This window comes from Nocardia sp. NPDC059229 (assembly GCF_042754165.1).
GTDB lineage: Bacteria > Actinomycetota > Actinomycetes > Mycobacteriales > Mycobacteriaceae > Nocardia.
Genome location: NZ_JBHZAK010000011.1, coordinates 132,327 through 144,642 on the forward strand (window position 1 = coordinate 132,327; position 12,316 = coordinate 144,642).

Here is a 12,316-nt window from a genome sequence, read left to right on the forward strand (position 1 = left end):
CGATCCCGCCCCCGCCGGGATGCCGAGCGGGGGCGGCGGGTGTGGATCAGTGGCGACGGGCGTAGTCGGCGGCTGCTGCCCAGTCGATCAGGACGCATGGTTCGTCGCCGACGGTCCAGGCGTCGTGTCCGGGTGGGCAGATCATGAAGTCGCCCGCGCCGATCTCGCGTTCGGTGCCGTCGTCCATCCGGATGTGCATCCGTCCGGAGGCGCAGTATCCGATGTGGGTCGCCTGGCAGCTGTCCGTGCCGGCGATCGGCTTGACGTGGGTGGACCAGCGCCAGCCGGGCTGGAAGACACCGCGGCCGACCGATCCGGATCCTGCTTCGATGACTTCGAATCGGCCGCTACCCGACTCGAACAGTCGCGTTTCGTCAGGAGTGTCGAAGCTCTTGACCTGCAAGCTCAACTCCTCGAGCGGGAGCATGTCGTCCTCGCGAACCAGGTCGAGGTTGCGGAACAGCGCGGGCCCGTCGCAGAGTTCGGCAAGCGAATCGGCGAACCCGGTGGTCTCGGGCATGGCGGAGTTCGCCATCGCCTGTTCGTAGGACGGGAACTCGACGATCTGCATGTACGTGTTGTCCCGATCGCGGTCCCTGGTCTCCATACTGTGGGTCGCGGCACGCTTCCCCTGCGTCGCCGTGAGCCACTCATCGAGATTCTTGTTGAATTCGTCGAGCCGCGTGGTCGTGAATTCAATCGTTTGTACAAATTTCGTCGTCATGGCGGTCACCTTCATCGATCAGCCGCCCCGTCCATGACGCTACGCCGCCGCAACCAGCATGGACATCAGCAATTATCTTCGGCTACCCGCAGGGGATCGCGACCACGCGACGACACGCTCAGGTGAGGTATAAGCCGCTGATTCGCTCTGTGTCCCTCCGTCGGCCCCGAGATAGAACATCGGCACAGCGACATTCCGCACCGCGCCCCTCGAAGAGCTCACCTGCCACTTCGAAGGCGACCCAATCCCGCGGCCCCTCGTCGAAGATGGTGTCGAGCAAACGCAATCCCATTGGCTCCGAACCGCTTTCGAGCAGAGAGCTCGCGTACCACAAACGGGCGTCCCCAACGACGGTGCCCCCGTCGGCGATCGCCTGCCGATACAGTCGCCGAGCGCACTCGATATCACCGGCCATGGCCCAATGGTCAGCCGCCTCGGTCAGCAACTGCGCCCGCTCGTCCGGAGCTACAGCCGCATCTTGCTCCAGTTGGCGGGCGATGTCCTCCGGAGGCTCGGCATGTCGACCCAAATCCTCCGCGGCGGCCGACAATTCGGCGCGCAATCGATTGGCCTCGGCAAGTAGCCGATCGTGTTCACGCTGTAGCGCCCGATATTCCTCACGCTCGGACCTCGACAGGCCGACGGGCATCACACTCTCCCCTCTCAGGGGAGCATCCACACTGGCGAAGCACGACAACTGGCCTTGGTACGGCTGCACTATCCGATAGCACAGTCGCAGCGGGCCGAACCGTCGCTTTCATGCGAATGCGGGATGGTGCGCCGCAGCGCTGCTACCGTCCGGCCGCTGGGTATGGTGGTCGCGTCGCTGGTCCTTTCGGGAATTGCAGGGTTTCGACACTCCCGCTGGACATGAGGTTCACGAAACAATCCCGAGACAAGGATGGTTCATGGCCGTGAGCGTGAAGCCAGTGCCGACGGCTCGGTCTGCCTCGGCCCGACGGAGGCGTATGCGGATGGGCCGGGCCGCGACAGCCGCGCTCATGTGTGCGGCACTCGCCTCGACGATGCTCTCGGGCCGAGTGTGCGCCGACACGGTCGATGATTCCGAGGGGTGGTCGGCGATGGCGGAGGTATTCTCTCCGAACGATTTCCGTGCCGCCCCGTTTCTGGGCAACGGCCGCATCGGTGCGATGATCCCACCCAGCGGGGCCGGGTACCAAGGCTACGGCGAGGGAGTCGTCACCTCGTATCCATTGCAGGAGCCGCGCTACACGGGCACCTATCTGGCCGGGTTCTACGCGGATGCCCCCTCCTTGCAAGCCACCCAGGCATTGGCGGCGCTGCCGGCGTGGTCGGGGCTGACCGTGGCCGCCGACGGGAATACCTATCAAGCAGATGTCGATCCGGCGACGGTCGGCACCTATAGTCAGCGTCTGAACTACCGCGACGCGACCGCCACCACCAAGGCGACCTGGTCGCCGAGCCCCGAGCACCACGTGGATCTGGAGTTCGAGACCTTCATCTCCCGGTCCGAACCGAACCTAGCGATTCAAAAGCTCACCGTCACCCCGCACTACTCCGGGCAGCTCGACATCACCGATCTCATCGACGGCGCCGCAGCCCGCCGAGTCACCCCGGTCACGGCCTCCAGCGACGCAGCGAGCAAACAGAGCACCGTCGGCGTGCGCGCCGAAAACACCGACAGCACAGCCTATCTGGTCTCCACTATCGACACCCCCGACAACCTGATCGCCACCTCGATCCCGGCGGCGGCCAACACCGCCGGACTGGGGTTCACCGCCTCGATGACCGCCGGTCACCCCTACACCTTCACCAAGTACGTCGGCATCGCCTCCACCGACGACGGCCCCGACCCTCGGGCGATCGCCACCGCGACATCCCAGCGCGGCCTCGAACGCGGCTACGCGGCCGAGCACGACGATCACGTCGCCGCATGGAACACCCTGTGGCAGCCCGCGATCGAGGTTCCCGGACGCGAGGATTACCGCCTCTGGCTCCGGGCCGCGCTGTACTCGGTGTTGTCCAGCGTGCGCGAAGGCCAACACTGGTCGGTGCAACCGGCGGGCCTGTCCTCCACCGATTACGCGGGCATGACCTTCTGGGACGCCGACACCTTCGTCTTTCCCACGCTGCTTGCCCTCTACCCGGTGTTGGCGCGCACCATTGTCGACTTCCGGGTCGCCGCGCTACCGCAGGCCCGCGCCAACGCACACGCCTACGGGCTGCCCGGTGCGGTGTATCCGTGGAACGATGGTCCCGCACAGCGCTGCGGGAGCCCGGTGGTGTGCGGGCTGAGCGAAGAACATCTGGCCAACGACATCGTGCTCGCCCAATGGCAGTACTATCTGGCCACCGCGGATCTGGCATGGCTGTGCACCGGTGGGGCGCGGGTGATCACCGCGATCGCCGACTACCTCACCGTGCGCGTCGGCCCGAAACTGCTCGACGGTCACTACCATTACGCACCGGTCGGTGGGCCCGACGAGTATGTCCCTGTCTCCATCGACAATGCCGTCACGAACGCCGGTGTGGTCAACACCATGCGTACTGCCGCTTCTGCCGCACAACTGTCCGGGCTTCCCGTGGACCCGCGCTGGGCCGACATCGCCGCGAACATGGCCATGCCTCCCGACATCGCTCCCGGCGTTCCTGCGGAATACCTCGGATATCAAGGCACACCGATCAAACAAGCCGACACCGTGCTGCTGAGCTACCCGTTCTCCTACACCGCACCGGGATACTCGGCGGTCGACACCTACCGCTACTACTTCGACCGCACCGATCCCGACGGCCCGAACATGAGCAACAGCATCGGAGCCATCATCGCCGCACAATTCGATCCGGGCCGCACTCAGGAATTCCTCGACCGGTCTGTCCAGCCGTATGTCCGCGAGCCCTACCATTTCCAATCCGAGGCGCGCGGGGACCGCTCCGGCGCCAACACCATCGGACAACCCGCGTGGATCTTCGTCACCGGCGCAGGGGGATTCCTGCAAGCAATGCTGTACGCCCCCTCCGGATTACGCTGGACCGACACCGGCCCACGCCTGGACCCCATGCTGCCCAGCGGATTCCCGGACGGTCTCACCGTCAGGAACCTCTCCATCCGAGGCAGCACCCTCACCCTGCGGATCCAACCCGAAATCTCCACTGTCGAAGTGACCGCCGGTGATCCGATCACCCTCGAAACACCCACCGGCACACACACTGTCACCTCGGCGGCGCCGTTGACCCTGCCAACACGACGAGCCGACCGATAACACTCGAACAGCCGCCTCGAACCGAGCAACGCGTCCCCGCAGAGACAGCAGGCGGAATACCCCTGCAGGGCTGCCACTATGCCCGTCCCGCCGAACGAACTCCCGCTCAACAGGTTTCGGACTCGCATCCCACTTGCTCCCCGGCGTTGCTCGACAGCTTTCGAAAGCTAGGTCCCAGCCACGGCAAACAGCTCGAGCTGCAGGCCGTCGGGGTCGCGGAAGCACAGAACCTTGCCGAACGGCGTGTCGGCCACCGGCGACCAGGTGACGCCACGTTCGTCCAGGAACGTGGACCACTCCTCCAGCGCAGCCGTGCTGTCCACCCCGAACGCCAGGTGATCCAGCCCGTTTTGACTCGGGTGGTAATCCGAGCCGCCCTCGAGGTGCTGCTGGAACGCGAGGATGGTGCCCTTGGAGTCCATGCAGATGGTCTCCAGGAAGTCGTCGCAGTCGAGCGTGGTGATCGGCTGGAAACCGAGGAGGTCGCCGTACCAGGCGACGCTGGCGTCGCGGTTGCTAACCGACAACGACAGGTGGGAAATGCCGGTGATCTGAGGGGACAAGACTCACTCCAATACTCCGAAACGGAGCATTAGAATACTCCGGAACGGAGTATTGTGACAAGGTATGGCGCTGACTACCACTTCGTATGCGATCCTGTCCCTGCTGGCCGTCCGTCCGTGGACGACTTACGAGCTCAAACAGCAGATGGACCGGAGCCTGCGCGCGATGTGGCCACGCGCGGGCAGTGTCCTCTACGACGAGCCCAAGAAGCTGGTGGAGCACGGCCTGGCGGTGAGCCGCGCCGAGTTCACCGGCCGCCGCAGGAGCACGGTGTACGAGATCACCGAGGCAGGGCGGCAGACGTTGCGGGAGTGGCTGGACGTGCCCGGGGCCGGTCCGGTCCTGGAGTTCGAGGGCCTGCTCAAGGTGGCGTTTGCCGACCACGGCGACATCGACCAGCTCCGCGCCAACATAGCCCGGATCAGGGTCGAGGCCGAGTCCCGGATGGCCGCCGTCGCCGACCGCATGGCCGAATTCGAGCAGACCGGCGGCCCCTACCCCGACCGGCTCCCGGTCATCGCGTTGAGCGCTCGCTTCCTGCGCGAACAGAACGAGCTCCTGCTCCGCTGGGCCCAGTGGGCCGAACAGGAGACCGCCCACTGGACCGGCACGACCCCCGAGACCGGCGCTCGGGTACCACCGAACGCATTCTCGGATTCGATGTGACGAACAGCTGCACCGCCGAAACCATCCTTTCGGCCACCAGCTCGTTCCCGGTCGACAGCTCGCGCACCTGCGCCAGCTGGCGCTCGGTCAGCGGCCGGTCGACAGCGACAAACTCGTAATACTGATATTCGCTCGGAGCCGCTCCTCGTATACCGCGGACTCTGATGGCACGGCACGGAAGTCGGATTCGTCACGAAGTGGAAGTACAAGCGTCCGTGCAGAACTCCCGTATCGGTCACGCTTTCTGCGCGCCGACAACCGAAACGCTATGCCTCGGCCGCGAGCTGGCCGCACGCCGCCGCGATTTCCTGGCCGCGGGTATCGCGCACCGTACACGGCACACCCTGAGCCTCCACCCGCCGAACGAATTCCCGCTCAACAGGTTTGGGGCTCGCATCCCACTTGCTCCCCGGAGTCGGGTTCAGCGGAATCAGGTTCACGTGCACACGGGAGCCCAATGCCTTGTGCAGCTTTTTACCGAGCATGTCGGCACGCCAGGGCTGGTCGTTGACGTCGCGGATCAACGCATACTCGATCGACACCCGGCGACCTGACTTGTCCGCGTAATACCGTGCGGCGTCGAGAACTTCGGCAACCGACCAGCGATTGTTGACCGGCACCAACGTATCCCGCAGTTCGTCATCGGGGGTATGCAGGGAAACGGCCAAAGTCACCGACAGATCCTCATCGGCGAGCTTGCGAATAGCGGGGGCCAGGCCGACGGTGGAGACGACCACATTGCGCTGGGAGATGCCGAGGCCGTCGGGGGCGGGAGAGGTGATGCGGCGGACCGCGTTCACCACGCGCTTGTAGTTGGCCAGCGGCTCGCCCATGCCCATGAACACGATGTTGGACAGGCGGCCGGGGCCGCCGGCGACCTCGCCGTCGCGCAGGGCGGCCGCGGCGGCGCGGACCTGGTCGACGATTTCGGCGGTGGACAGGTTGCGGTTCAGGCCGCCCTGGCCGGTGGCGCAGAAGGGGCACGCCATGCCGCAACCCGCCTGCGACGAGATGCACAGGGTGTTGCGGTCGGGATAGCGCATCAGCACCGACTCGAGCAGCGTGCCGTCGTTCGCCCGCCACAGGGATTTGCGGGTGGTCCCGTCGTCACATTCGATGTGCCGGACCTCGGTGAGCAGCGGCGGGAACAGCGCCTCGGCGACGGTGGCCCGCATGGCCTCCGGCAGATCGGTCATCAGGGCCGGGTCGGCGACCAGCCGTCCGTAGTACTGGCGCGCGATCTGATCGGCGCGGAACTTCGGCAGGCCGAGCTCCTCGACCACCGTCTTGCGCTCCTGCGAATCGAGGTCGGCGAGATGCCGCGGCGGCATGCCGCGACGAGGGGCGTCGAAAACGAGGGGCAAGGGGGTAGTCATAACCGTTCCAGTGTCCCATCCCCCGGCGGGCCGACGCCGTCAGGGGGAATCGCGTTCCTCACAGTAAGCGCCGTCACATGGGCGGCGGCTCCACGTCGCAGGTGCCCCGCATCCGGGCGGCGGCCGCCCGCGATTCCGGATGATCGGGGCCGAGGGTGGCCGCGTAGGCCTCCAGGGTGTCCTGTTCCAGGTCGTCAGCGGCCTCGATGCGGCCCAGCGCACGCCAATCCAGGCTGAGGTTGAGCGCGCACTGCAGGGTGTAGGGATGCCAGCCGCCGCGCGCCCGCCGCAGCCGCGCCAGGGTGTCGGCCCCGAGTTCGGCGGCCTCGGCCGGGCGCCCCAGTCCGGCCAGATCCGAGGCCACGTCGGTCTGGGCGGCGAGGGTGTACGGATGATCGGGCCCCAGCCGGTTCAGGAAGATCCGCACCCCTTCCAGATCCGCCTGCAGCGCTTCGTCGTACCGCCCGAGCGCCCGCAGCGCCGCCGCGTGGTTGACCGCGCACGCGGCGGTGTACGGATGATCCGGCCGCACCGCCCGGCAGATCCGGTACGCCTCCGCCGCGTACCGAAGCGCCGCACCGAGATCCCCGGTCATCCGGTAGTCATTGGCGACATTCGTTCGGGCGGCGACGGATTCGGGATGCTCCTCCCCGTACACCTCGACATGGTCGGCCAGCGCCGCGCACTGCATCTCCAGCGCCTGCGCGTACCGCCCGAACTTGCGGTAGGACACGGCGAGGTTCTTGCGAGCCCGCAGAATGTGCTGCTGGCGCGGATTCTCGAACAACTCGACGAAATCCCGCAGCACCTGCTCCTGCAGCACCACGGACGCCTCGACGTCACCCAGCTCGCGGTGGTTGCGCGCAACATTGTTGACGCAGTGCAACTTCAGGACCGCTTCGGAGGCCAGCAGCGGATCGTTGCGGAACCGGTCGTAGTTCGCGACATCGGCGTCCATGGCATCGGCGAAGCGGCCGACCATCCGGTAGGCCACGGCGAGATTGTGTTCGGCGCGAATGGTCTCGATATGACTGTCGCCCAGATGATCTCGCGCCCACCGGAACGACTCCTCGTTGACCTCGACCGCTCCGGCCCAGTCCCCCGACGTGCGCATGCAGGCGGCCAGCAGATCGCTGGACCACACGTGTTCCTCCGGATACCGCTCACGCTGCCGTTCCACACCGGTGCGGGCGGCCGCCGCCACATCGCGGGCCTCGGCCGAACGGCCCAGCTGCCACAGGGCATTTCCGGTGACGACCCGGATGCGGACCACGCCGATGTGGTCGGGACCCAGCAGCTCCGAGTAGCTTTCCGCGGCACGCAGGCCGAGCCCCGCGGCGGCGGTCAATTCGCCCTGCACCCCGAGCGCGTCCACCACGTGCTGGATCAGCGCGGGCAGCTGCGCACAGGTGCCCTGCGGATCCGCCACCTGCCGGCAGGTCAGCGCCTCGGAGCAGTCGAGCTGCTGCCACAGCCACAGGTACCGCTGCCAGAGCGCGGGCAGGTCCGTGCGCTGCGGGTCGGCATCGCACAGCATGCCGTGCACGACGTGCCGGTTCTCCTCGACGACGGGTGCGCCCAGATAGTCCCGGATGCCGTGCCACGGCACGGCGTGGATCTTCAACGCCTGGCCGCGATCGGTGAACGGATCGCGGCAGACGTCGGCCACCGAATCCCGGGTCGCGAGGGTGAGCACGTTCCGGCGGCGGTGTTCGGTGATCAGCGCGTCCCGCAGTGGCGCGGGCAGCCGGCGCCCCGGTCGCCGCTCGGTCCCGGGTAGCTGGGAGATCAACAGCGCCAACGGGATCGGCTGCCCCTCCTGGAACGCGGTGAGCAATTGCAGCAGCCGGCCGGCGGCCCATTCGTCACTGCCCACCGGGGACTCGATCAGCGGTTGCACCACGCCGCCGAAGATCAGCGCCGCCTGCCGGTACAACCCGTCCGCCAGCACCGGGAACGGTTTGTCGGCCACCGAGCGCACGAAGGTCTCGTCGATGACGTCGGCGCCGCCCGCCCCGCGGTGCGCGAGCGCGTTCAGCAGCACCGGGCTGCCGTCGACGGCCGCGCTCAATCCCTTGGCCAGATCGTCCGGGAGCGCCCGGACGTGCCGCTGCAGGAAGTCGATGCCCTCCTGCTCCGAGAAGCGCGGCACCGTGATCGGCTGCGGCTCATCCCAATCGCGGGCCTTCGACGTCAGCAGCACATGGCCGGGACCGTCCCACGGGATCACCTCGGACAGGCGTGCGGGCTTGCGCGGCAAGGGAAACCGCTCGCCCGCGGCCCGGTACCGGTCCGGCGTCACATTGTCGTAGATGATCAGGTAGCGCTTGCCGAGGGTCCGCAGCGCCTGCACCACATCCAGGTGCAGGGTCTCCCGCGGCAGCGAGTCCGGCAGGCCGAGCGGCTCGGCCAGCTTGCCCAGCTCGGCGCGCAGCACCGCGCCGTTCTCACCGGGGATCCAGGCGATCAGATCGTATTGCGACCGGAAGCGGTGCACGTACGCTGCGGCCAGCCAAGTCTTGCCGCTGCCGGGCCGGCCGGTCAGCACCACGACGTTCTCGGCGTCCAGCCGGGCGCGGATGTCCTCCATCTCCTGTTCGCGGCCGAAGAACCAATCCGCCTGGTATTGGGGCATGGTCATGGATTGATACCCGGGGTACATCTGCTCCCGGGGGTAGCGCACCTGCAATCGGCCGGCCTGCCGCAGGGTCTCCGGCACGGTCTCGGATGCCGTGTGGCCGAGCGCGTTCAGGACTCGCGCCCGCGCCTGCTGCGCGCTGGGCAGCACGCGGAGGTTGACCACCGGTATGCGGTCCGCGTCGGCGGGCACGTCGGCGGCGCCGACCAGGACGGCGAGCACGCCCGCCCGATCGGCCAGCCGTGCCCAATCCTGGTGCGAGAACCCGGCCGCCCGGACGAAGTTCACGCTGACCACCAGCACCACCGTGCCGGCCGGCTCGGCGGGATCGGTCCCGTTCAGCCGCCGGGTGCGGACGTCGAGGCCGGCGCCCGCGCACACCTGCTGAATCCACAGCCCCCAGACCGCGTCCTCGGGCGCGTGCACAACCACGATCGGCTGGTCGGCCGGAATCGGTTGCGGCGGAATCGATGCCAAGGGTCTCTACTCCGTTCCCCGGTTCGTGGCCGCGGTGCGGCCGTCGTGAAGTGCGGTGTGCCGCATGAGCTGGACGAAGCGGTGACCGGTCGGGGTCAACCGATCCGAGTGCAGCAGGGTGTCGCAGGCGTCGAGGGTCTGCTCGCGCACCAGGACGCCGTCGACGTGGTAGCCCTCCTGCCGGGACGCCCGCGCATGCAGTCGCGCCACCGCCAGATGCGCGTAGATGCCATGCAGCACAGCGCTGGCCGGCCGCGGCTCCCGCCGCCACGGCGAGGGCAGATCGGCTGCGCCCTCGACGGCGATGAGCGGCACGACCTCCATCAGCGCGCACAGCTTCGAGTGCTGGAATTCGTGCAGCAGTGCGGTCGCGGTGGCCAGCTCGTCCGGCGGCCGCACCATGGCGGCCGCGCCGAAGGAGTCGGCCAGCGTGGAGCTGACGAAGCTGGACGAGCCCTGCGACCGCGGCATGATCGCCCGCATGCCCCGGCACAGCGGTCCGGCCAGCTCGGGCACGGTCTGCCAGAGCAGCTCCAGCGCGGGTTCGAACAATCGCTGCCAGCCGTCGAATTCGGACTCCGGGCAGGGCTGCCACCGACGCCGCGGATCAGCGGGCGCGAGGTCCGGCCAGGCGGCGGGTGTCGGCGGCAGGTCGTCGAACTCCACGGTGACCACACCGTCCTGGAGGCGAGCGGCCAACCGCCGCACCGACGTCCACGGCTGCCCGAGCTCGGGTGGCGTCGTCGAACCGGTGGAACACACCCGGGCCGGGTCCGCGGCCGGGCCGGTCCAGCAGCCCAGTCCCGGCACCACGACGGCGTCGCCGCTCGGCGGCAACCACAGGTCGAACGGCGTCCCGGTCCGGATCGCGGCCGCTGCGGCGAACGACGCCAGGTGTGCGGCGGGCACCGCATCGGCGACCCGGTCCGCCCCGCCGGCCGCGAGCGCCGCGGCGCATACCGCGGCCCAGGCCCCGAATCGCGGGTGCTGCAGGGTATCCCGCACCGCGTCGGGGTGCTCGCGCTGTATCTCGGCCAGCAGCTCGAATGCGGTGCGCACAGAGTCATCGGCGACGGGTGCGCGGACGATGGCGGCCAGGAAGGCGAGGTTCCGGCTGAGCCGGGATCGCTGCAGCAGGCCCAGGGTGCTCGGCTCGTCGGACAGCCGTGCCAGGGCGTCGAGCTGATCCGCCGGTACCGTCAGGGTCGCCAGCTGCTCTGTGCCGCAGCTCAATCGGGACCTCATGACCCGATCCGCCGCATTGTCACGCGCCACCCGCGCTGCGCCCCTTCATGCGCCACCCGCGCTGTGCCCCGCGAAGATGATCCCGGCGGATGCCCTGCGCGCCAGGGCGATCCGCAGTGCCTGCCCGATATCCGGCCGGTCGGAACGAGCCAGCACATCCAGCGAAATATCGGATAAATCGGGTACGCCACGTGCCATCTCAGGCTCCATCGCACAACCTCCCCCGGGCGGATCCGACCGTTTCCGGTGTCGCGACCAGACCCCGCCGACCATGCGATCCGCCCACCTTCTGTTGACACCGGCGGCTGATTTCAACATAACCGAAACCTCCAATTGCCGGTAGCGCCTTGGAAATTGAGCATTCAACTGACTCGGGAACAGCGTGGCGTCGCCCGCGCACCGGTAGGCCACCGCGACGCCGAGGAGCATGCCGAGGGGCGGCAGCAGGTTTCCGCTCGCCTCCGTGGCGAGGAGGAGCGCGGCCCAGGGCGCGCGCACCGCGGGGCCGAGGGTGGCCGCCAGACCGGTCAGGGCGAACAGCGCGACCGGACCCGGGTGCGCGCCGGCGGCCACCGCGAGCCGCCAGCACAGCGCCCCGGCCGAGGCGCCGATCACCATCGCCGGTCCGAAGACGCCGCCCACGCCGCCCGATTGCAGCGTCACGGCGGTGGCGGCAATCTTGACCAGCGGCAGAATCGCCAAGACCCACAGGGGAATTGCCGCGACCCGGACCTCCGACAGTTCGGCGGCCACCGAGCCGTAGCCCGTCCCGAGGGTCATGGGAACGAGGATGCCGACGGCACCCACTGCGGCACCGCCCACGGCTGCGGCAACTATCGGCCACCGGCGCAGCGGAGCCAGCACCCGCCCGGTGCTCCCGAAGGTCCACACGTACACACGGGCCAGCAGGCCGCAGCTCAGCCCGGTGGCCGCCAGCAAGGCCAGGGAGGTCCAGCTCCCGACACCACCGAGTCGCGCGGCACCGAACAACGGCCGATACCCGTACACCGAGACGAAGACACCGAAGGCGACGACGGCGGCGGGAATCGCGACAATCAGTGCCGTCCAATCGATTCCGCGTCTGCGCAACAGTTCCCCGGCCAGCAGAGCACCCCCGATCGGCGCCTGGAACAGCGCGGCGACACCCGCCCCCATCGCGGCCGCCACGAGCAGCCCGCTCTCCCCCGCCGATAATCGCAGCCGCCGCGCCACCACCGCCGCCAGCGATGCCGACACCTGCACCACCGGCCCCTCGGTCCCGCCGGACCCGCCCGCGCCCAGCGTGACGGTGGTTCCGGCCAGCTTCACCACCGCGCCACGGGTATCCAGACCCGCCAGATCCCGCCCGTTGATCGCGGCGATCACGCCATCAGTGCCATTGACC

General features: G+C 68.3%; 9 protein-coding genes. 2 read left to right on the plus strand and 7 right to left on the minus strand.

Annotation, left to right across the window (positions count from 1 at the left end; translation table 11 throughout):
* Positions 1–46 precede the first annotated feature (46 nt).
* Complete coding sequence (locus ACFXHE_RS24695; RefSeq protein WP_379386623.1) at positions 47–724, minus strand: cupin domain-containing protein; 678 nt, start codon at positions 722–724, stop codon at positions 47–49.
* Positions 725–842: 118 nt separating this feature from the next.
* The gene (locus ACFXHE_RS24700) at positions 843–1,373 is read right to left on the minus strand and encodes a hypothetical protein (protein WP_379386625.1); all 531 of its coding nucleotides are present in this window, start codon (positions 1,371–1,373) and stop codon (positions 843–845) included.
* Between the two features lie 433 nt (positions 1,374–1,806).
* On the opposite strand from ACFXHE_RS24700, the gene ACFXHE_RS24705 reads away from it, so the two are divergent.
* A complete protein-coding gene (locus tag ACFXHE_RS24705) occupies positions 1,807–3,966 on the plus strand; it encodes a glycosyl hydrolase family 65 protein (RefSeq protein ID WP_379386627.1) in 2,160 nt (719 codons plus the stop codon).
* A gap of 167 nt (positions 3,967–4,133) precedes the next feature.
* Here the strand turns inward: ACFXHE_RS24705 and ACFXHE_RS24710 are convergent, their stop codons facing one another.
* The gene (locus tag ACFXHE_RS24710; protein WP_379386629.1) at positions 4,134–4,529 is read right to left on the minus strand and encodes a VOC family protein; all 396 of its coding nucleotides are present in this window, start codon (positions 4,527–4,529) and stop codon (positions 4,134–4,136) included.
* 64 nt (positions 4,530–4,593) lie between these two features.
* Here ACFXHE_RS24710 and ACFXHE_RS24715 point away from each other — a divergent pair, with 64 nt between their 5' ends.
* Positions 4,594–5,196, plus strand: a complete 603-nt coding sequence (locus tag ACFXHE_RS24715; RefSeq protein ID WP_379386631.1) for a PadR family transcriptional regulator — start codon at positions 4,594–4,596, stop codon at positions 5,194–5,196.
* Positions 5,197–5,462: 266 nt separating this feature from the next.
* Here the strand turns inward: ACFXHE_RS24715 and rlmN are convergent, their stop codons facing one another.
* The 4 genes from rlmN to ACFXHE_RS24735 form a co-directional block, all read right to left on the minus strand.
* Positions 5,463–6,572, minus strand: coding sequence for a 23S rRNA (adenine(2503)-C(2))-methyltransferase RlmN (gene rlmN, locus ACFXHE_RS24720; RefSeq protein WP_379386633.1), 1,110 nt, complete (start codon positions 6,570–6,572; stop codon positions 5,463–5,465).
* Between the two features lie 73 nt (positions 6,573–6,645).
* Positions 6,646–9,687, minus strand: coding sequence for an FxSxx-COOH system tetratricopeptide repeat protein (gene fxsT, locus ACFXHE_RS24725; protein ID WP_379386635.1), 3,042 nt, complete (start codon positions 9,685–9,687; stop codon positions 6,646–6,648).
* Between the two features lie 6 nt (positions 9,688–9,693).
* On the minus strand, positions 9,694–10,932 hold the full coding sequence (locus ACFXHE_RS24730; RefSeq protein WP_379386636.1) for an aKG-HExxH-type peptide beta-hydroxylase: 1,239 nt from the start codon (positions 10,930–10,932) through the stop codon (positions 9,694–9,696).
* A 45-nt stretch (positions 10,933–10,977) separates the two neighbouring features.
* On the minus strand, positions 10,978–12,316 hold a 1,339-nt coding region (locus ACFXHE_RS24735), incomplete at its 5' end, for a chloride channel protein (RefSeq protein WP_379386638.1).

Coding starts and splice junctions, on each gene's coding strand:
- ACFXHE_RS24695 (WP_379386623.1), bottom strand. CDS start 724: ATGACGACGAAATTTGTACAAACGATTGAATTCACGACCACGCGGCTC.
- ACFXHE_RS24700 (WP_379386625.1), bottom strand. CDS start 1,373: ATGCCCGTCGGCCTGTCGAGGTCCGAGCGTGAGGAATATCGGGCGCTA.
- ACFXHE_RS24705 (WP_379386627.1), top strand. CDS start 1,807: ATGGCGGAGGTATTCTCTCCGAACGATTTCCGTGCCGCCCCGTTTCTG.
- ACFXHE_RS24715 (WP_379386631.1), top strand. CDS start 4,594: ATGGCGCTGACTACCACTTCGTATGCGATCCTGTCCCTGCTGGCCGTC.
- rlmN (WP_379386633.1), bottom strand. CDS start 6,572: ATGACTACCCCCTTGCCCCTCGTTTTCGACGCCCCTCGTCGCGGCATG.
- ACFXHE_RS24730 (WP_379386636.1), bottom strand. CDS start 10,932: ATGAGGTCCCGATTGAGCTGCGGCACAGAGCAGCTGGCGACCCTGACG.